We start from the raw sequence: 22,347 nt of genomic DNA on the forward strand, positions 1-22,347 counted from the left end.
TTCTCCTTTAAATCGTTGTTTTTAGTCCTGCTTTATAGCTACGAACGACAGCTTTCCACCTGTAATAGGTTCATCATCAGCCGCGTAAAATGCATAAACTGTCATTTCGTCATCAATTACTTTTTTCACTACGTATCTTGTCGACTTCTCAAAATTTTCGTCATATGCTGTGCATAGTCCATTATCGGCCTTCCAGTATACTCTACCATGTGCAGGATATTTACCGTTTGTCTTATACTTGCCACCCGATTCAAATTCATATTCTTTAGAAGAGCTTATCCATCTCGCAGACCATTTACCAACTAAAGATGTCGCTATTTCATCATCTGTCAGCTCTGTATAGCTATCCTTATTTTTTTCAAAATAGTTGTCTTCCTTGCTATAATCCAGCTGATTTATATTGTTTATAACCTCAGCTATAAGGCACAGCTTCTGGCTATCTTTGTAATCGCCAATCTCGTTGAAAAGTTTTATTGCTTTATCAAGCTTTTGATTATTATAGTAATTTACTGCCTGTTGATACTTTTTCTCCATCTCCTCAGCATTTGTAGTTGCAATATACTCTGAAGCAACGGATTCAAACTCTTCAGAAGTCATACAAACAAATGGCGGTAGCCAGTCCTTATCTCTTGACTGTAGCTCTGGAACCTCATCAACAATTCTTAAAATATACTCGTATTCCCCAATCTTTATAATTGCTTCTTCATCTGATGCTGATATAAAACTCCATTCTTTTTCATACGGTTCTTTCCAACCTTGTCGTTCAACGCTGTAATTATGAAAATCTGTCATTTGTCCTTTTTCACTATCAAAGGCAAAAACTTCAATTGGCTTTCCATCTACAATCTTGTAATACCTTGTACTTATTAAATACTTCTCATATAGTGCTTCATTCGCTACTTCTTTATCAGCTGCTATTTTCTTTGAAATAAATGAGCCGATTGTAATAGCAGCTACAATTACAACAGCTGCAATTGCAACTATAATAAATGACTTTTTTCTCTTTTTTGTGTTGGATTCTTTCGTTAATATGGCAGCTTCTTTTGCTTCCATGAGCTTTTCCGCAGAATCTTTGTAATCGGATATACTTTCAAAAATCTTTATGGCTTCTTGTATTTCACCAATGGATGCACCTTCATGAAGTAAGCCTGTAGCCTTTTGGTAACTCTCTCTGTCAGACAAAGGATAATTACCAGAAACAATATCTACCAGAAGTTCATATATCTCTTTACACTCGGTCATCGATCTACGCTGTTCGTCAAGGGCTTTACTAGCCATCTCTATAGTTCCGTACGCAGATTTTGAAACCTGGGACATCACACCGCTATCATGTACAAGCTCTGTATAAACGCCCCCCTCCTGAAAGCATTCAATTACATTATTGTTGGCATACTTTTTAATTGCAGGATTTCTCTTGAATTTCTGCGCCATTGAAGACTCGATGATGATTCTATAAACAGACATCTTTCCTGCTGTGATGTATCCCTTTCCACTCATAGATACTTTTTCAGACATGGTAGCTTTGGTTTGATGAAATCCTCCCATAGCAATACCACCACTTGCAGCCCCAGTAAATATGGTCTTGGATGGATTATAAGAATACGCTAACGCGCCACCATGATTGAGTTTTATTTCTGGGACACCTTCCGCTTTTGAGTTATCAGTCGATGTGCTGTATACGCTTCCATCAGGTCTTCTGTATATTTTGAGAATCTCTTCTCCGCGCGCACCGTCTTTCTTAGCGCTTGATAATGTCACAATGAGATTACCAGTGACACTTTCCCTTTCAATTCGCTTCTTTTCATTTTCCTCATTTTGTTTTTTTTCAGTTTCAAGCGCATCGAAACATTCCTTCGCCTCAGCAAAAAAATTCTCAATTTTACCGTATTTTAAGCCAAGATCAGTTGCTATCACCTTTGCACGAAGACTCTGCTTTTCATCAAACATGTCAGTGTATCCGCTATCAACACATTGTTTATAAAACTCTGCTAGTTTTTGAGTTCTATCATCTGCCATATCTTACATCCCTCCAATAACTTATTTTTTAGGCTCTTCTCAATGATTTTACCTGATTGTCCAAAAATCTTGCCATTTCAAATCCTTCTTCCACATGCTTTTTGTAGCCATTCCTAAGTTCATCAATGTCCTTATGGAACATGGAATGTACTATCTCATTTCTGTAATTATACCATTTTTCAATCTTTTTCAGGAGGCTTTTCACACCGCTCGCATCAACTGAAACTTTATATACTATCCGTAGAAATTGGATATAATCTGTTTTGTCCTCCGCATCAGATATTTTTGCCAAGATCTTTCTGATTACATATATTTTATCGGAAATATTATCAATCTGCTTTTTGCGCTACGGAACTATACTCATATTCAAACTTAATTACATCTGGAACTGCCTCATAATTGAACATGCAAATACGAGATTGATTTGGGGCCAATACAGTTTTTTCTATTTGTTTCAAAAAATCCTTATTAGCTTCTATATTGAAGCATCCTGTCAAATCTACATCATAATCAAATTTTATAAAATGAGCTGCTGAATTCCCAAAGTTTTTTATCACCAAATAATAATAAGGCTTTTCACCTGTAATTATTGATTGTGTATATATCGCAATATACGGTCTACTTGTACTCTCAATCATTCTATTGTTTTGCTTAAGAGTTACTATCACGGTTATAACAGATATAGCTGCCAAAGCAAATGATAAAATACACAATATTATATTCACAATTACTGCGATATCTTGCATTCTTCTTTTCCCCCTATTCAGCATATACCATTTTAAACTTGCTCAATTCATTAGCAGTTAATTTTATATCTTTTTCATACTGACAATCTATTTTTTGCAAGCATTCATCATTTAAATGATATATATATTTAAATATTAAATATAAGAATTCATATGGATATACCACATGCTTGAAAGGCAATCTTATACTATACTCGAAAACCCCAATATGCATATGCACTAGAGAATGATGATATTCTTGGTTTCCTTTTACATCATAATCAATTCTAATATAATTGCTTATCCTTTTCGCAAATAATTCATCCGAAATATCCGCATCTTCCTCCTCATACTCAAATTCCATACCATCTCGATATAAATCAAATTTATAGTTTGGCAAAAAAGAAAGATTATGCTTAATTATATCTCCATTATCATCAAAAATATAACTCATAGCAATCATAGAATCATCAAGTAAAGACATTGTGTACTTTTCATTCCTCAGTGTACTATCAAACAATTCTTTATAGTTATGATATTTAAAATGATCTGTATTAATCCCAACTTCATATTCTGTCGACTTATAATTAGCAACAATATTGATAATATCTATATCCTTTACCAAATCGTTCATTAGCAAAAATTGTTCTGATACAATTTTAAATTCACTTTTATTGGTCATCTGTACTCTTTTCCAGATGTTCAATTAACTCTCTTATATTAGAAACACCTAATTGTTCTTTTAATACTTCAATTATTACTGATGAATCATCACCAACATCCTTATATACCTTTTGTACAGCATCCATCTTTTCAGATTCAATTTTTGCTATTGATTGCATTTGTTTAAGCTTTTCTCGTGTTGGATATGTAAATGCTAACTTATAACCATTTTTCTTTACTTCTTCGTATTCATCGCAAAAAGAAGTCATAACATCACCCGTAACGCCATAAACATATGTTTTAAATTTTGCCCTTGTCATTGCCGTAAACAATCTATTTCTTGAATATGTAGCCATATTACTCATTTTATGAGCATTTACTACAAATACAATATTGGCTTCATTACCTTTAGCTCTGAAAATAGTTGTGTATGTAATACTACCGTTTCTTTTAAACTTCAGGGCATTATCTTTATTTACAAGATGCGATTGTATCTCATCATCTTCACCACAAACATTTCTCAATTCACCTCTAAATTCCGTAAAATTATCTTGTAATTTTAAACCGGACAGATCAATCACTAATACATCCTCTGGTAGTATATCCTCCTCATTCACTAATCTTTTTATTTCCTTTGCAACATGCGCATATTGATCCTTCTCTTCGTCAACCGCAATTAACTCAACACATTTGTCCGGCTTATAATCTATAACATCCCTTCTATCTAACACAACCGGCGAACCAAATCCCAACGTTCCTTCAACGGTTTTATATCCTACTGCATTCCAAATAGAATAATCCTCCATCATATTTACTATATCGGGATTTCCATCCTTATCTTTTTTATAAATTCCTAATCCTAAAGCATGAGCTGTTACCAATATTTCCTTTGGCGTTCTATAACATACACTTAAGTCAACATCTTCACACTTTTCGCTTCCAAAAATCTCACTCTTAGCCGGAATCGCTGTTGAACTATTCAAGCTCTGAAGTTCATCATACGCATATATAATTTTTCCTGTATACCTAAGCGATTTTTTTGCCATAATGAAAAATGGTAATTTAAAATCCTGTGCCTCATCTATAAAAATGTAATCATACAATGGAACCAATCCCTGTTTTTCTGTTTTTTCAAGTACTTCATTACATACAGCTGCAAATCTATCATCAGTTCCACCTTTTAATAAATACGCCCCTTGATAATTTCTACATTTTACATCGTTTTTTTCGCATATTTCAGAGTAGAAGCCTTTCATTTCACTTCCTCCCCACGAATGTAAAATATGAATTTTGGACATATCTGGCTCTTTGTATTTCTCAAAGTCTTTATAATAGAGTTTAAACAATTCCTTTACATACTGTTTAAGAGACTTTGTATAAAAAACATACGCTAATTCAAGTTCCGGATGTTTAAAATGTTCATAAGCCATTTTCTTTACAAGCAGTATGGTTTTCCCACTTCCTGCCAGACCTCTTATACGCATATGAGAACTAATACTGTTGTATATTCCATTAAACTGATTCTGATCCAACATATTCATATCGTTCGTTCTCTTTTTTATAACCGAACCAAGTGAATCTTCTTTTTTTAATGACCTATCATCTTTACCATTTAACCCATAGAAATTCTGTATAATTCCATTTGTTTCTTTGTAAACTTGAATCGTGAATAATGGTTTAAGATCTAATTTTTCCTTGATTTTCGACAAATCACCTAACCTAACACCTTCATATACAGCATTACCTTCAAAATACAAAGGACTAAGAGATTTACTAGACATTATAATTTTCATAAAATGTCTATTATATACCATTGCTTCTTCATCCGACTCATATAATCCTATTATGCCATTTCTAGACACAATACATGATTTCATAACATTTGTACTGCCATCCATTTCAATAATTGGATATCCATAGTATAAAGCAATTTCTTCATCCGAGTACTGGGTCAACAAATCCTTTACTTTTTCAATTTGATCAATAACTTCTTGTGATAAGCCATTGTATTCTCCATAAATTCGCATGTTTTACATTTCTCCTCACTTATAGTTTTTCGCAAAAGGGTAATAATTCCTCTATCTTATCAACAATACGCCGTTGCTCTTTAACCGGAGGTACTGGAATTACCAGATTAATAATAGCCGCCTGAAATAGATTCGCTTGAGCTGTTTGCTTGGTTTTTTCCCTAATTTGCATCTGAACACACTCAGATTGAATCGCATACATTAAGTATTTTGAGTCTATCAAAATAGGCGAAATCATTGCAGCACTTCGAACCATAACATATTTATTTTTATCTCTTATGCAAGTACATCTTCCTACACTTCCAGAACACGATAACAAAATGTCACCCTCTTGGGGGTTACATCGCATTGATATTCTTTTATATTCTTCCTCGTCAACATAATCAACATCATCTAGCCTGATAGATCCATTTAAAACATTCCTTGCTGATAATAAATAATATCCGCAAAACTTCTTCACTCTATGTGGGGTTTTATGTTCTCCATCTGTAACTTTAGATGATAATTCCCCTACCTTTATCCATTTCCATGAATCTGGTATATCAAATGGTATATCAAAATCAGAAATATCTTCTAATTTTTTCTCCTTCTTAATCTTTCCTTCGTTTAATAGTTTTTGTTTTTCTTCTTGTATCTGCTGATATAATTCTTCAGCCGTTCCTTCTTCCAGTCTCTGCTCCACCAATTTGCCTTGAACAGCATACTGAAGGATAGACTTCTTCATATCCTCCGGGAACTTAGCATTAAACTGTTCCAGCTTCTCATAAACCTCGGCATAGCGGTCAACAAATGGCAAGACCTCTTTCAATCTATTGATAATTCGAGTCATTTCAGCCTCTGGGGGAAGAGGAATAAAGAACCCATTAATTGTGTCCATTGAAATGTTATCATTTGTAGAATTTTTACTTAGTTGTATTACATTTTGTGTTATTGGTGAAAGAATAACATAATTGACATATTCATTTATATCGCATAGACACTTTATCGTTGCAACACGCTGGTTGGTCATCATCTTCTCAGGCAATTTCTCAACAAAATAGCTCTTTCCAACTGTTCCTCCGGTCATACATAAGAGAATGTCCTTTTCGCCTAATAGGTACGACTTTAAATCATCTGAATATGGGTGTCTGACTATCTTTGTATTAATAAAACCCTCTTCATTAAAATCTGATATCCTTACAACACGAACTCCATCTGTCGTATAATTGGTACTCTTAAAGGCATATCCACCATTTATATATGCAACATCTCTTAAATATACCCACTTCCAGCTCTCCGGAATATCGAAAGGATATTCATCAGCAGATATTTCTTCATTGGTTTTATTTTTTTTGATTATACCGACCTTAATCAACTGTTGTTTTTCATGCTGTATACGCTGATAAAACTCATCCGCAGTGCCATCTTCTGTCTTCTGTTCTACCAATTTGCCCTGAATGGCACATTGTAAAATACTTGCCTTTAATTGTTCAGGTGTCATTCTACAGCACCTCCCGTAAGTAAGGCTTCAAGTTCAGCAAGAACCTTGTCTATTTCGGCATTAAGAGTAGTCCTCTTTTCCTGATAATTTCTAATAGTATCAAGAGGATCAAGAACTTCTTCTTCCTCATGAGGGAATCCACAAAGATCAATATTACATCCCTGATCCTTCACAAGAAAATCTGTTGAATACTTCTTTGCCTTCGGTCCATCTTCAAGTTCAATTTCTTTTCTGTCATTCCACCAAGCTATTACATCATCGAAATGCTTCAGCTCCATTGGCTTCGTCTTTGAGAAATGCTTTCTGTCAGAAGGCATATCGACTCTATAAAACCATGTTTCGCCCGTCGGTTTAGTATTATCAAAGAACAGAAGGTTCGTTGATATGGATGTATACGGACTAAATACGGATCCCGGCAATCTGATAACGGTATGCAGATTAAACTCTGTAAGAAGTTTTGTCTTTATCGCTACTTTTGCATTATCAAGACCAAATAGGAATCCATCAGGAACAACAACCGCAGCTCTGCCGTTCTTCTTCAGACGGTACATGATAACTGACATAAAGAGATCCGCTGTCTCAGATGAAGCCAGGTCATCCGGAAAGAATCCCTGAATTGACTTATCCTCATGACCACCGTAAGGAGGATTCATCATAATAACATCAAACTTGTCATCGTCTGTATAATCAAGAAGGTTATGCTTCAGAGAGTTCATGTGATAGATATTCGGCACTTCTATATCATGCAGGAGCATATTGGTAACACAAAGAAGGTAAGGGAAAGGTTTCTTTTCAATACCATAGATACTGTCATCAAACTGCTTCTGTGCAGCTGTATCCTTTACTTGCTTCTGTAACTGCCCGAGCCATGATGTAATAAAGCCTCCTGTACCACATGCAAAATCAGCCATCTTCTCACCAAGTTTAGGCTGTATCATAAGAGCCATAAAATCTGTTACGGCACGGGGAGTGTAGAACTCACCGGAAGATCCGGCAGCCTGTAAGTCACGAAGAATCTCTTCATAAACAAAACCAAAAGCGTGACTTTCCTTCACATCATCAAATTCAATCTCATCAATAATATCAATGACCTGACGAAGATATACACCGTCCTTCATATAGTTGTTGGCATCCTCAAAGGTAGACTTTACAATAGCCTTCTTTACAGGAGTATCCGGTGTTACATCTAAATCCTTTAATGTTGGGAAAAGCGTATTGTTAACAAAGTTCAGTAACGTATCTCCCGTCATCGCATGACCATTATCATCTACCTGCGCCCAATTACGCCATCTACATTCTTCCGGAATAATAGATGTATAATAATCCTCATTCAGTTCCCAATCATCTTCCTTAGCATCATATACCTTCAAAAAAAGCATCCATACCATCTGCTCAATTCTCTGCGCATCTCCGTTAATACCCGCATCCATACGCATAACATCTCTTATTCTTTTTATAAAGCCTGACTGCATTGCCACTTTTTAATTACCTCTTTTCGCATTTATACTATATCGTTATTATCTAATTGAGACATTTCTGAATTTCCACCTAACACTGTCGCTAAAGTCAGAATTCCCACACCAATAACAGTTAAAACACCACCCGCTACCTTTAATCGATACATGCGCATTTCCTTATTTGCAGCAGACAATTTATCCTGAAGTTTATCCAATCGATCCATAATCTGAAATTTCTCTTCAAGCGTTAGTTCATTTTCATCTAGCATTTTTATTAGTTGCTGATTCTCAGCATCAATCATTGCAATAAGTGCATCATGATTCTTATCACCACTTTTAATCACATTCTCAGCAATTTCCTTATACTGAGCGACACCATCTTTTACTGCATTGGCAAAATTAGGAAACTGCTCTAATGCCTTTTTTGCCACTTCCGGATCCATTTTCTGAATAGATGAGGCAAAGCGCATTACCGTATCTTTACTAAGATGTCTAAAATCTTCTATCTTTAGTTGTTTTAAAACCTTTTTTTCCGAAATTGTTCTACTCATCTTATCCCACCTCAATTGCATATATATTATCTTCTAATTCCTTTATTGCTTGATCATACTGTACCTTGCCCCCAAAAAGCTTAACTATCTTTGCTGGCTTTCCATATTTTTCAAAATCAGCTAATGAAAGGACCTTAATATCTTCAACCTCACTGATGCCTTGATTCATATACTTATCCAAAAGTATCTCAAGAACAGCTCGTGCGTCTCCAGAATACTTTGAAAAGAAATCACGTTTCTTAACATTATTAGCTCTTTCAGCTCTTGTAAGGGGCTTCTGACCGTATGCCACATAACAAATAAAATCAAAATCATCTACATCCGACATACCCTGATTTTCTTTTAATGCTTTTAAATCAATGCCCATTTCTGCAAATGATTTCTCAATTTCCTCTTTTTTATCTGATGCCTTCCACTTACGAATGAAATCAGATAAAGAGGCATACTCACCCTTTATGTTTGTTCTCGTATAATCAATGATATCTTCCTGCCGAAGTAGCTTTCCATTTGCATCATATACAGAAACAGTCTTATTAATTACCTTTACACGACATCCATCTTTATCTACAATAGGTTTTTCAACATGGTCAATAATGATTGGTGGCTTCTCACCCGGTTTTGCATACGGAGTTCTTGGTACAGAGCCTGGTTTAAATCCTTCATCCTGCTCGATCGGACCATCCCAATCTGGATCAGTAAATAATCTAGTGACATTTCTAAAATCCATTACTACAAAATGGGTCTTTCCTTCTTTTTCGCGGATTCTAGTTCCACGCCCAATGATCTGCTTAAATGTCGTCATGCTCTCAACAATCTTGTCTAAAACAATAAGTTTTGTCATCTTACAGTCTGCACCTGTTGAAAGTAGTTCAGAAGTTGTAGCAATAACCGGATAAGGTGATGATACTGAAATAAAGTAATCCAATTTTGATTTACCAAAATCATCACTTCCCGTAATTCTTACACAGTAATCTGGATTCTTCGCTACCATATCTTGATTTAACTGACACAAAGCATTTCTCATAAGCTCTGCATGAAGCTCATTTGCGCAAAATACAATCGTTTTCTGCATACGATCTGTGCTCTTAAGATATGCTGTTATCTCATCCGCCACTTGATTAATACGATCTTCGAGAATAATGTTATAATCATAATCTTTATTGTTATAAACTCGATCCTCGATTTCATTTCCATATAAATCTGTCTGTCCCTTATAAGGTCTCCAGCCTTCACCTATATTAGTTGTAATGTTAATAACCTTAAAAGGCGCAAGGAATCCGTCCTCAATCCCTTGCTTTAGGCTATACGTGTAAACGGGATCTCCAAAGTAATCAATATTTGATACTTTCTCACTTTCCTTTGGAGTTGCAGTCATACCAATCTGTGTTGCACTCGAAAAGTATTCAAGTATCTTTCTCCAATTACTATCTTCTTTTGCTGAACCACGATGACACTCATCAACAATAATCAGATCAAAAAAATCCGCCGGAAAAAACTTGAATCTTTCCTCATCATTTTGGCCAACCATCTGCTGATAAAGGGCAAAATTAACCTCATATGACATGATTTTTTGAATATCATCGTGAGCGAAATCCACCTTATGTATTGTTTTTTCCAAAGGCGCAAAATCTTGAAGGATGCTCTGATCCACAAGAATATTTCTGTCAGCCAAATACAAAATACGCTTCTTTAAGTTTGCTTTAAGCAATCGATACACAATCTGGAAAGCAGTATATGTTTTGCCTGTACCCGTTGCCATAACCAACAATAATCTTTCCTGTCCATCTGCAATACGTTCTACTGTTCTATTAACAGCATTTCGCTGATAATATCTTGGTGGATACGTGCTTTGGCTAGAGTAGTACGGCTGATTAATAATCTTCTTTTCAGCCTCTGTAATACCTGCGCCACCATTCATTTCTTGATAAAATCTCTCCACAAGTTCTTCTTGTGTTGGAAACTCTTCAAGAGAAAGCTGACGTTCTTTACCTGTTAAAAAATCATGCTCATAAAAACCATCTCCGTTGGAACTATACGCAAATGGCAAATCCATCATTTGTGCATATGTAATTGCCTGCTGAAGTCCAAAAGAAACTGTATGATTATTATCTTTTGCCTCAACAACAGCGATTGGTTTTCCTGTATTCAAATAAAGCATATAGTCGCAGTACTTTGGCTTACTTCTTGCGACCATATTTCCCCTTAAGTTAATTCGACCATCTGTAATTTTGGTCTCCATTGTAATATGACCACTCCACCCTTTTTGAATCGCGGGTGTTATGTAATTTAACTTAATGTCTTCTTCAGACATCTGCTTTTTACTTAAAACAGTCATATAACCCTCCTTAACGCATTCCACACGTTCTACACTTTTTCACAATAATTTAACCACTAACAGTGTCCCATATATTGGACTCCTATAAAGATAATGGCACATTTTTTTCAGAGCTTGTTTTTGTTAAAACATATCCTTTATCTTCTTTTGTAACCTCAACACTAGTTTGCAGATAGCATTCTTCTCCTATCAATCCATCAATCTTATTTACAAGTGCTACAGATATTCTTAGCGATATAAGATTTAATTCAATGTCTTTTATCTGGTTGAAAACGTCTTCACTAGCTGTAAGGAATGTAACCTTTGAATCCGGACTGATAACCTCAGCTTCTTTACTTCCAAGGATTCCAAGAATATCTTCTTTTGTTACGTTATCCTTTGTTACCGGAATGAAGTACCAACTTTCAAATGGTGCACCTTCAATCTTTGCGCAAAGTGGTGCACCGGCTGTTCCATCACTTACAAACTGCCACTTGAAGCTAGTTCTACAAAGTGTTGGTAGAAGAGTGTTCATTGGTGACCACTCACTATTTACCATAGTCGCACTGATATCATCATCTTCATATTTATCTGAATCATATCCGGCAGCTTCTAAAAGCTCTTTATAAGATGGGCCTTGTGATACAAGGGCTATCTTTTTTAATGTCTGCGGTGTTGGCGTTTTATCTTCGCGCAGGTTCTTATACTTACTTAAGTATGCATAACTTATTTCTGCATCCTTTGAAAACTGCGCGACAGTTCTTGTACCAATTGCAGCCATCAATGCTTCGCCGAATTTATCTTTATCAAACTTAAAATCTGGTTCTACACTTCGTTTCATGCGTAATCCTCCATTTAAGCTCTATTATACTACGGAATCGATATTTTGTCCCATTAAAATATATTTTATTTCTACTCGAAACTCTGTTCAAATGTGCCTTTCTATATTCTAAAATATATTCTATTGCATTTTAGAATATATTTTATTGTTGCATTCCTGTATTTTCTGTGTATAATGTTAATAAAAGATATATAGAATATATCCTATTCTATATTCTATAAAAACTCTGGTTTATTTTTAGTAATCAATGAAATATCAACCCATATATAGGGTATAAGAAAAAATTTTGGGCTTCAGTTTAGTAATGAGCGATTTAGACCCCCAAATGTATATAGAGGGATAGATTTCTGCAGATTCAGACCTGAACTGTCCCATATGTTTTATGAAAGGGCATAAGCCCATATATTTTTTTGAAATTTATTTTAAAAATTTACACGAGTTTTTTAGTAATCGGTTCTGACTCGGTCCAAATATAAGGTAGATGGATAAGAAGTAAATCGGATGCAATCACTTGTAAATGCTTACTTAATACAGCATCCACTCTTATTACTTCGTCCATGATATCCGCAGGTGATATCACTTAAGAACTTTTGGTATCAACTCCAACTGGAGTTTACATACAAATTTTAAGAAAGGAGGGCACACATATGCTTAGACACATTTGGGTTACACCAAAGCAGTTTTGTGAGCTTACCAATTTATCAATGGATGAAATGAATTCCATTGCTGATGAGTATGGCTTCGTCACAAAGGAAGAAAACGGCCAGCTTTACTTAGATCTCATGGATTTTGGCTACGTCTACAAAACAGTCCATATGATTAATCGCGTTGATATAAGCAAAAGATATGAGCCATTCACAGAAGATGACTTATCAGCGTAGGTTCTGATTCGCAAATGATTGAGAAGGGAGGTGATGCGGATTGAACAGATACATCGTTGATTCAGTTTCTAATGGAACAATCGTGTACTTTATCATCCGCGACACTTCCAACAACTCAATTGTTCCACTTCCTACCAAGTATCTAAAATTCAAAAAGAATCTTGGCAGAAAGAAAAAGACTTTAAAGAACATCGCTCTTAAGCTTACCTGGTATCTCAACTACCTTGAAGACAACAAGCTTACCATCAACAAAGTGCTTGAGCTTTCTGCTTTTGAACAGCAGGAGCATTTCACAAGCTACCTACACTTTATAAGAGCAGGCAGACACACTACATCAGGCAAATGTCCTGACAACAACACAGCAAACGACTACTTAAGAAGCATCTTCGATTTTTACGATTTCGTAATCCTCGAATATGACAACGGCACTGCACTTAAGGTACTTAGAGATTCCACCTTTGTATATACCAACTCCATTGGACTTCGGTATGCAAAGACAGTAAAGACTTTTCATGGATATCTTCCCAGAGAAGAACATCATGCAAAGAGTATTACAGAAGATGATTTACACACTTTGATTTCATCAGCACGAACCAAAAGAGACAAGCTCTTACTTCTTCTTTTGGAAGAAACCGGTTTTCGTATCGGTGAAATCTTAGGAATTAAATATACGACAGACATTGATTTTGAAAACAAGAAAGTATTTGTTCGCTACAGAGAAACAAACCCAAACGGAGCTTACGCAAAGTATGCAGAAGAACGTGGAGCAAGAATTTCAAACTCAACATTTGATCTTCTCATGATTTATTTAACTGATACGACCGAGCTTCGCAAAAACACAGATTACCTATTTGTTTCTGAAAGCGGTCCTTCCAAGGGAAAGCCCCTTACCTTAAGTGGAGTAAATTCCCTATTTGAAAGACTCGAAAAGCGATGTGGTATTAGCGGACATTCCCACATGCTTAGACACTACTTTGCTAACGAGCGTAGAAAAGCTGGTTGGGACATGGCACAGATTTCAACTTCTTTAGGGCACAAAAACATTGCTACTACAGAAGCCTACTTAAATGTTGAAGATGACGAACTTGCCGAAGCAAACGACAACTACTTTGTTGAATCTATGAAGTTTGTCGACATTAACGACTTCCTTTAGGATGCCCACTTATGATATGGCTTTCGTTCATCTGTAAAGCCTACCTACTGATATTTTTACCCCGGCTTGACAGATTCTCTTACAGCCAAGAGTAGTAGCTAAGCATCCTAAAGAAAAACATTACACGAAAGGAGATTGCCTTATGGGCGCACTGAAAATAGCTCAAATTGAATACTCTTACGTCCATGAGGAAATCATTAGCACTGGATACAAAGAAGCCACCGGTATTGATTTAATTGAGGGCTTCTTACTAAGTCGAAGAATAACTTCCTTAGATGACGTAGACCTTGATACTGCAATTGATTTCTACAACATGGTTTTAACTTGTACAACAATTACAGATACTCAGAAATCTCACTTTGCATCAGCTCTTGAAATGATAATCCGCTTAAGAGGAAAGTCTTTTCCTGAGTTAAAAGAAGTCATCAAGGACAGAGCCAAGCGAAACAAGTTGGAGTTCTTCCTTGCATTACGAAACATCACCGACTTAGCTGATATTGATGCAGTCGACAGAGTAGAGTTTGAACGCTACATATCAAACACCTTTGTAGCAAAGCGAATCGAATATATAAAGATCATCGATAGAGCAAAGCTATATGCCATTGAGCAGTCAATGAACGATTTACATCCACATGTACTTCGCTATGAGAACAAGCTTATTTACCTTACATATCATCCGAACATTGCGATTGCAAAGCAGTTTGAATATACGCAGGTAAAGGAACCGCTTTTCTTTGATTTTTCGCTCAATGTTTCTGAGGTTTTAAAGCGTCAGGTATTTGCATTACTAAAATACGACCTTGAAGACGGAGACAAAGTAACTACACACATGCTTCTTCAGAATCGTATTACTCCGCTTTGGTACTTATACAAATACTGTGTTGAGCATGAAATTGATGATATTTCAAAGGTTACAAATGCTGAAGTAGAAGGATTTATAGAGTACTTAAATACATTACCAATAAAGAGCACCACATGTTCTAGAGCTGCATTTAAGCGAATACGAAAGTTTACATTTTTAAATGCACCATCAATTGATTGGGATGCATCCGCTTGGTTTTTAGAGCGCTTTTCCTTTACAGAAGGAAGAGTAAATCCTTCAAATCCACGTGAAGCATTCTACTTTGATGATGTTGAAATAACAGAAAACCTTGATTTACTGAAAGACTACATGAAATACCTACTTGGTCTTTCTCAGAGACTTTCAATTACATCTATTTACATGATTTACAACAATGTAAAGCGAATGCTTTTCTACTTCGATGAAAATGGCATTTACCTTACTAAGCTTACAAAGGCAGACCTTGAAAACTACATCAATTACTTGCAAAGAAAAGATGTCCGTGTTGCAACTATAAATTCGCACCTAGGTGAGATTTCTAAATTCATTTACTACTTAGAAGCAAAAGAATGTATACAGCCTCTTAGATTTCACTTTGAAAAATACAGAGGATTTGAGGTTTACAAACACAACGACATTTCCGTTTCAAAGGAAGATCAAAGAAAAGTTTTCGAGGTACTTGGATACTTCCCTGAGGAGCTTCGATTAATGTTTTTAAATCTTTGGTGTTTAGGTATTCGAGTAAATGAAGTCTGCACAATAAAAGGAAATGCTTACCTCTTTGATGGCTCAACCGCTTGGTTTTTGATCTATCAGAACAAAGCCAAAAGAGAAAAACGAATCCCTATACCAACAGAGCTTTACGACCTGATGACAGAATACATCAATCGAAACAATATTGCTCCAGATGAATATGTTTTTAAGGCTCCACATACCACTGGGCCTTACCGCTCCGGAACCTTTAGACAGCAGATGAATATTCTCTTTGACAAGTATGGAATATCTGAAACCTATAAGTTCAAACCCCATGGCTACAGACACACACTTGCCACGGAGCTTTACAACGATGGTGCCAATATTCAGTGCATCAGAGAATACTTAGGACACTCTAGTGAAGACATGACCAAGCACTACATCGACCATCTACCAAATAAGATAGACAAATTAAACGAAGAATACTTCGCTACCAAAAATAAGGAGGACATTCAATGGAACTAAAATTTAAAGAATTTAACAGCTATAAGCACCTAACGGAAAAAGACTTAAAATCCGACTACTACAAACCGGAGTATGGCTTCGATTTAAGCCTACTTCCAACGCTTTCTCTCCAAGAACAGTTAGCTCCTTTTATCTTAGAGCGAGGGAACACACTAACCTTTTTAAGTCTTTACATAGACCGTAGAAGCTACATGCTCTTTGCTGAATTCATATCCACCTGTTATCCGGATCTTGAATCTATGTTAGACCTTGATGTTGAATCAGCTACTGCAAGAATGATTGGCTTTCTCCATGACAAAAATATTAATCCTAGAAGAAAGCAGATAGATGGTTTTGTCCTGCATCCTGCTATTCGTTACATAAGCCAAGCACATTTTTATTGCTTACCTAAGGACAATTTCATCTTCTATAGAGACCTTGACTGCTACAAAGACGTTCCAAAGAAGAAGCAAACCTCCGCACATTATCATCCAGAGTACTTCTTCAACTTAAATGTATTGCCGTCATCCTTAATAGAAGAATTTCGAGAATTCATTACTGCAAGGGGAAAGGAATTATCTTTTACCAGTATTACCAATGAAAGACGATGCTTTGGCCACATAGCTGACTTTTTATGCGATACCTATCCATCCATCAAGTCTTTATATGACTTAGACAAAGATAGCTGTATTAGAAAATATAAAATTTGGGCTATGAAGCATCAGATACCTTTAACCATTACCAGTAATAAGAGAAACAAGTTACATCCAGAAACAAAGATACATCCGTTTTTTAAGTACCTAAAGACCATCCTTTCTTACTTTACCTATGATGACGGATTATTCCATTTTGAGGATGATATATGGATATTGGATAGGCTTGATTTTCCTGTCAGGCGTCCTCCGGTTAACACAATTGCCAGCATCAATTTTGAGAACATCCTTCAAGACAAAATGAAAGCTGAAACAAAGAAAGCTATTCTCTTTCGTCTCAAGGAAGTTTCTGCAAGAACAGCAGTAAATGATGTACATGTAATTAATGTTTTCACCGAATATCTTGCAAGGGATTACCCACAAATAGAATCCTTTGCCGAAATTGATCGAGAGATAATTGAATCTTACTTGATTTACCTAAATACGGAAGATACTAGACGCAAGAACTATCGCACAGAGCTTATATCTCTAAAGAACATATTAGCCACCATAGGTCTTGTAATAGATGAATATTCTCTTACGAAATTATTCTTCCCTGAAGATATTCCAAAGAACAATATTCCAGTCTTTCGCTTTTATACGGATAGCGAGCTTGAAACTTTAAATAGTGGATTTAAAACTCTAGATCCTCAGACCGGACGATTAATGATTCTTCATGAAATCTTAGGTTGCAGAATCTCTGAGACACTTACCTTAAGAACGGATTGTATAAGAGAAGATGAAAACGGACACTTATACATCACCATTCATCAGGCCAAAGTTAACAGAAGTTATCGAAAGCCTATAAACGATGATATTAAAAATATAATTGAAAGTGCCATTGCATACACAACATCACATTACGGTCCACGAGATTATATCTTTGTTGACGACAATAATCCTGATAAGCCTATAACCTATGGAGCAATGTATTACCGAGTACAGTGCATGATTATTGAAAACGACTTACGTGATGACCACGGAGAACTCTTTACTGTAAGTACTCATCTTTTCAGAAAGACTTATGGAAAAAGACTTTGTGATATGGGACTTGATGATTCTATTATTGCCAAATTACTTGGACATGCCAATACTTCATCTGTTAAGCACTACCGCAAAATGACAAGTAAAGTCCTTGCTGAAGGCACTAAAAAACTTAGAGAAGAAAAGGACAAAACCATTAATAAATACAAAGGAGGTTGGAACTAATGGCAAACTACACAAACATGGTAAAAAGCAATCACGACAGATCTGAAGCTATGCTAAACCTTTCCCTTACCACAATTTCGGAAATGGTTGAGGATGGCGAAAAAGTCACTGTCGCAGAACTTGTAAGACGCACTGGCTTTTCTAGAGACTACTTCTACAAAAATAAAGATGTTCACGAAGCACTTACAAATGCTATCACCTTACAAATCGGAAAAGTCTTTATTAACAGAAAAGAAGAGTCTCTTCTAAAAGCTACCAGACGAGAAAACGAGTTACTAAAGCTAAAGATTATTTCTTTAGAAAAGAACATTGAAACATTAACTGCTGAGCTTAAAAAGAAAAGCTCTTCAGAATTTGACCTAGTTAACAATTTATAAGAAAGAGAGGATTTTAAAATGAGTGAATTAATTATTGGAGTAGACGTTGGATTTGGTAACACAAAAACATCCCACAAAGTATTTTCTAGTGGAGTGATTAAACATTCCACAAAGCCACCTATTTCAAGCATGGTGGTTGAAACAAATGAGGGATTCTATTCAGTTGGCAATCCTAAGATTACCATTCAGGAATCTAAAATGAATAACGAGGACATGCTTGTTCTCACCGAAGCTGCTATCGCAGAAGAACTTAAGATGCAGGGCATGACTCAGGCTGACATTCATCTTGGTGTAGGTGTACCACTTACACGTATGGGAGCCGAAAAAGAACCTATGCTTGATTACTACAAACGCAATCGTAAACTTGTTTTCAAGTATGAAGATGTAACCTATAGCATCAACCTTTTAAGTGTAAATGTATATCCACAGGGCTATGCCGGAATCGTGAACTATATCAACAAATTCAGCAGACTTGCTGTTGTTATCGACATTGGAAGTTGGACGATTGATATCATGCCTATCCGTGAGAGAAAAGCTGATGCTGGTAACTGTAAGAGCCTTTCTCTTGGAACCATTACATGTATGCACAAAATCAATGAACACCTAAGAGAGCAGTTTAACGGTGAAGCAGATGAAATCTTACTTAAGGATGTAATGATTACCGGTTCAAGCGTTGATCTTCCACCTAAGTATCTTACAGTCATTCAGAACGACCTTAAAACCTACGTGGAAGACATTATGGGACAGCTTCGTGCTTTACAGTTCAACCTTGATACAACTCAGCTTATCTTTATCGGTGGAGGTTCCACAATCATTAAGAACTTCCTTGATGCTGAGAAATATCCAAAGGCTACTGTAATTGATGATGTTCACATTAACGCGAAAGGCTATGAAGACCTTATTCGTTACCAGATACGAAACGGAGGATTAAAATAATGAAATCCTTTGCCAAAACCATCAGATTCTATGATACACACAAAGATCAGGTGGCAATAAAGGCAATTTCAAACTATGCCGAATATGGCTTTAGCAGTGCTAATGAAATGGTTGTGACAGCTCTGTATGAACTTGCAGAGCGTCATAACAACCATTCCTCAAACGAACTGCCACTTGATGAACTAGCAGACAAAATCGTAGCAAGGCTTGGTGGAAATATCACCATTGCTTCGGGAACTTCAGAGGCGATTCCTTCTTCTTGTGTTTCCTCCGGTCCCGAAACATGGGATACCCCAGAACCAGCTACAGACGAAAACATCAGCGATGTAATGGCTGATATACTTTCGTTTTAATAGGAGGTATAATAAATTGTATACAAACAATAAAGATCCAACTTAAGGAGTTCCTATATGTTAATGCCACAAAATGATTCAGACCAAACAGCTTGGAAGTTTTATAAATCTTTCTATGGAAATAAGCTTAAGACCAACGGCAAGAACCACCATCTCACCTATAACGGCATCTCAATCGATGTAAATGGTGATGTTTGCTTTAATGTTAAATTACAACCGCAAAAACGTTACACATTACTAGGTAGCATTGTAAAAAACGTGGATTGTTTTAGTCGACTCAAAGAACTACTTGATTCGCTACTATATTCTCCGATAAATATAAGCATATTACCTAAAACCGGTGGATTAAACACGGTCAAAGGTCAGTTTTCCTGTGATAGATTTGACTCCTTTATATGGCTTATAAATGCATACTATAACGGCTTGCGTGCTCCAATAGTAAATCGAGGCACAAAGAATTCGTATATTAGTAACCAATCTAAACTTGCAGATTTCTTGGATAAAATAGGCTCGACTAAAGAATTTTGCCATCTCTTTTATGGGATTAATGATAACAAACTAATAGAAGAACTTATTGCCTCAGGAGTAAAGGATATATCTACTCCTAATGAATTCTATAACTATTTGCAACTTGCTATAAAGTTTTGGTATGCGCGAATTGACGTACTAGAACAGAAAAAGGAATCCTCAAACAACGATATATCCTTCTATAAAGTGCAACTTTCTAATCTGTCAAAGCTTCTAGAAGCAGCTATAACAGAATCAGAAAAATAACTAGTTATAAATACTTCAAATACACCCTTTTATGAAGACTATATCTATCATGAGATTTTATCGACGAGATACTCTGCTTTACATTATAGCATTGCCAGTGTTTGTGATAATACTTCTGGCCTGGATGCTTATGATATAGCACAATAGGATATTCAGAAAGTGCGATATTCCTTTTTTGAATGATCCATGAATCTCTAGTATTTTTACTTTGAATCTCAATGAAGTTATCCTCTACAGGATATCTAAGCACCTTGAAATAACCTTTATCAATGAGATGTAACTCTTTATAGGTAAACATATAAGACTCCCTTCTTATTGATACTGACATATTGATTGATAGGATGGATATAACAAATAGATAAACAGATATAAGATATATTCTTTCTACAGATTCTATAATGAATAAGAGATAAAGTACTTCTCAATAATTATTAAAACTACCTCGATAACTCCCATTCCATCTTCTTCCTTCATAAATTTCATAAACTGCTTCATACTTTTTTCTTCCTTTCTTTTTTAAAAAATCTATTCTAAATTCCAAATGATGATAATGCTGGTACCATTACTATTGCTAATACAATAGCTAACATTATTAACATTGGAAATAGAAGCTTGGTTGATGCTTCTTCACCTTTTTTTAGTGCTAACTGTTTTCTAATCGTAAAGGCTTGTCCCATTTCATCATCTAATAACTGGAGCAATTCTTTACTTCCCTTTTTAACACTACTTTCTAGTAATGATGCAAACTTCATATATTCCTTTATATTTACTCTTTTACCAAAATTCTGATAGCAAAGAGCTTCGCTTATACCTGCCTGCATATTACACTCTGTTTCATACATTTCATCATATATGGCATGTTTCTTTATTTTTCCTGATTTTACATCTCTTAAATAATCACTGACTATTTTTCTCCATGCCAATCTTATGGTCATCCCTGATCCTAACAATAAAACTATCTTAGAGACTACTTCTGAATAATCATATTTCATTTCCTGAATTCGTTTTGTAGCCTTTTGTCGTTCGTTATAATAATCGCTATAATAATATAAAAATACTGCTACTACACCCATTAAAATATAGAAAAAAGGAGATGTAAGTCCAAGATTTAACCTATAGGAAAGTTGCTTGTCTAAAACTTTATCTGGTAAGGTGATTTCTCCATTTTCTTGAGAATCATTAACTTTACTATTCACCTTTTTAGCAACTATATTCTCTATTGTTTGATTTTTAGCATCCTGACGTGGTAACACTGTTATTTCATAATTAAGCTCTGAATTGTAAGTTTCATAACTTAACACCGCTTTAAGATTTACCTTCTTTGATTCATTATCTTCAAAATTATAATTATCAACTTTGCCGTTATAATTAACCACTTCATAATCACCAGAATACCAGTCTACCTTAACAACATCATTACAACACCATGTAATTAAATTAAGATCCTGTCTTACCTCATCCAATGTCTGATTTTTTCCTAGCATTTTTTTATTAATCTCATCACTTGCTCTTTTGAAATAATCGGACACCTCTGATTCAGATAATTTTCTTGGCTCAATACTTAAATCTACCGTTGTTATTAACTTTCCATCACTGTCATAAATATCAATTTTTTCTTGTTTAGCATCGCTACCTGCCTCTGGTCGTTTTAACCTATTACCTTCGATTTGTGTCTCATTACTATTATTAATCCCTGTCATTATGGCCAGTAAAATCGATGCAGCAATAATTAATATGGAAGTTCTTATTTTTTTATTGTTTTTTATTAGATTAGGAATTCCCTTTACGTTGATTTTTTTCATATTGAATTTATTCGTGTCGATTTTTTTCAATATGTCTTTTGCTATTAACTTCACTTAA

General features: G+C 35.5%; 20 protein-coding genes. 8 read left to right on the forward strand and 12 right to left on the reverse strand.

From position 1 onward, the window contains the following. Window positions 1-21: 21 nt before the first annotated feature. From T537_RS0104010 to T537_RS0104055, 10 genes are all read right to left on the reverse strand, one after another. Window positions 22-2,016, reverse strand: coding sequence for a hypothetical protein (locus T537_RS0104010; RefSeq protein ID WP_031556438.1), 1,995 nt, complete (start codon window positions 2,014-2,016; stop codon window positions 22-24). A 28-nt stretch (window positions 2,017-2,044) separates the two neighbouring features. Further along, a complete protein-coding gene (locus T537_RS0104015) occupies window positions 2,045-2,308 on the reverse strand; it encodes a hypothetical protein (protein ID WP_031556439.1) in 264 nt (87 codons plus the stop codon). A gap of 37 nt (window positions 2,309-2,345) precedes the next feature. Continuing rightward, entirely contained in the window at window positions 2,346-2,762 is a 417-nt protein-coding gene (locus T537_RS0104020; protein WP_051637154.1) for a hypothetical protein, read from the reverse strand. A gap of 13 nt (window positions 2,763-2,775) precedes the next feature. Continuing rightward, complete coding sequence (locus T537_RS0104025; RefSeq protein ID WP_031556443.1) at window positions 2,776-3,423, reverse strand: DUF2290 domain-containing protein; 648 nt, start codon at window positions 3,421-3,423, stop codon at window positions 2,776-2,778. Then, window positions 3,413-5,431 carry a DEAD/DEAH box helicase gene (locus T537_RS0104030; protein ID WP_031556445.1) on the reverse strand — a complete coding sequence of 673 codons (2,019 nt, stop codon included), beginning with the start codon at window positions 5,429-5,431 and terminating at the stop codon, window positions 3,413-3,415. The genes T537_RS0104025 and T537_RS0104030 overlap by 11 nt, the downstream gene beginning before the upstream one ends. A 19-nt stretch (window positions 5,432-5,450) precedes the next feature. Then, entirely contained in the window at window positions 5,451-6,911 is a 1,461-nt protein-coding gene (locus T537_RS0104035; protein ID WP_031556447.1) for a restriction endonuclease subunit S, read from the reverse strand. Then, entirely contained in the window at window positions 6,908-8,383 is a 1,476-nt protein-coding gene (locus tag T537_RS0104040) for a type I restriction-modification system subunit M (protein ID WP_031556449.1), read from the reverse strand. Before T537_RS0104040 ends, T537_RS0104035 begins: the two co-directional genes overlap by 4 nt. Window positions 8,384-8,412: 29 nt before the next feature. Continuing rightward, window positions 8,413-8,919, reverse strand: coding sequence for a hypothetical protein (locus T537_RS12350; protein ID WP_051637155.1), 507 nt, complete (start codon window positions 8,917-8,919; stop codon window positions 8,413-8,415). Between the two features lies 1 nt (window position 8,920). Beyond that, complete coding sequence (hsdR, locus tag T537_RS0104050) at window positions 8,921-11,254, reverse strand: EcoAI/FtnUII family type I restriction enzme subunit R (protein WP_031556453.1); 2,334 nt, start codon at window positions 11,252-11,254, stop codon at window positions 8,921-8,923. Between the two features lie 82 nt (window positions 11,255-11,336). Further along, window positions 11,337-12,074, reverse strand: a complete 738-nt coding sequence (locus T537_RS0104055) for a hypothetical protein (protein ID WP_031556455.1) — start codon at window positions 12,072-12,074, stop codon at window positions 11,337-11,339. Between the two features lie 647 nt (window positions 12,075-12,721). Here T537_RS0104055 and T537_RS0104060 point away from each other — a divergent pair. The 8 genes from T537_RS0104060 to T537_RS0104095 all read left to right on the forward strand — a co-directional run bounded on the left by T537_RS0104060 (window position 12,722) and on the right by T537_RS0104095 (window position 20,487). Further along, entirely contained in the window at window positions 12,722-12,955 is a 234-nt protein-coding gene (locus tag T537_RS0104060; protein ID WP_031556457.1) for a hypothetical protein, read from the forward strand. Window positions 12,956-12,995: 40 nt separating this feature from the next. Next, window positions 12,996-14,108: a tyrosine-type recombinase/integrase gene (locus T537_RS0104065; RefSeq protein WP_051637156.1), complete on the forward strand. Its 1,113-nt coding sequence runs from the start codon at window positions 12,996-12,998 to the stop codon at window positions 14,106-14,108. 142 nt (window positions 14,109-14,250) lie between these two features. Beyond that, window positions 14,251-16,167, forward strand: a complete 1,917-nt coding sequence (locus T537_RS0104070; RefSeq protein ID WP_031556459.1) for a tyrosine-type recombinase/integrase — start codon at window positions 14,251-14,253, stop codon at window positions 16,165-16,167. Continuing rightward, window positions 16,158-18,047: a tyrosine-type recombinase/integrase gene (locus T537_RS0104075; RefSeq protein WP_031556460.1), complete on the forward strand. Its 1,890-nt coding sequence runs from the start codon at window positions 16,158-16,160 to the stop codon at window positions 18,045-18,047. Before T537_RS0104070 ends, T537_RS0104075 begins: the two co-directional genes overlap by 10 nt. Then, on the forward strand, window positions 18,047-18,424 hold the full coding sequence (locus tag T537_RS0104080) for a DUF6262 family protein (protein WP_027105271.1): 378 nt from the start codon (window positions 18,047-18,049) through the stop codon (window positions 18,422-18,424). The genes T537_RS0104075 and T537_RS0104080 overlap by 1 nt, the downstream gene beginning before the upstream one ends. An 18-nt stretch (window positions 18,425-18,442) precedes the next feature. Next, complete coding sequence (locus T537_RS0104085; RefSeq protein ID WP_027105270.1) at window positions 18,443-19,360, forward strand: ParM/StbA family protein; 918 nt, start codon at window positions 18,443-18,445, stop codon at window positions 19,358-19,360. After that, window positions 19,360-19,713: a hypothetical protein gene (locus tag T537_RS0104090; RefSeq protein ID WP_031556462.1), complete on the forward strand. Its 354-nt coding sequence runs from the start codon at window positions 19,360-19,362 to the stop codon at window positions 19,711-19,713. Before T537_RS0104085 ends, T537_RS0104090 begins: the two co-directional genes overlap by 1 nt. Before the next feature lie 57 nt (window positions 19,714-19,770). Continuing rightward, window positions 19,771-20,487 (forward strand): hypothetical protein, encoded by a 717-nt coding sequence (locus T537_RS0104095; protein WP_051637157.1) that lies wholly within the window; start codon window positions 19,771-19,773, stop codon window positions 20,485-20,487. A 4-nt stretch (window positions 20,488-20,491) separates the two neighbouring features. On the opposite strand, the gene T537_RS0104100 is transcribed toward T537_RS0104095, so the two are convergent. Both T537_RS0104100 and T537_RS0104110 read right to left on the reverse strand, forming a co-directional pair. Beyond that, window positions 20,492-20,785 carry a hypothetical protein gene (locus tag T537_RS0104100; protein ID WP_031556465.1) on the reverse strand — a complete coding sequence of 98 codons (294 nt, stop codon included), beginning with the start codon at window positions 20,783-20,785 and terminating at the stop codon, window positions 20,492-20,494. A 232-nt stretch (window positions 20,786-21,017) separates the two neighbouring features. Continuing rightward, a complete protein-coding gene (locus T537_RS0104110) occupies window positions 21,018-22,343 on the reverse strand; it encodes an immunoglobulin-like domain-containing protein (protein WP_031556466.1) in 1,326 nt (441 codons plus the stop codon). Window positions 22,344-22,347: the final 4 nt, after the last annotated feature.

This window comes from Lachnospira multipara LB2003 (assembly GCF_000702205.1).
GTDB classification, from domain to species: Bacteria; Bacillota; Clostridia; order Lachnospirales; family Lachnospiraceae; genus Lachnospira; species Lachnospira multipara_A.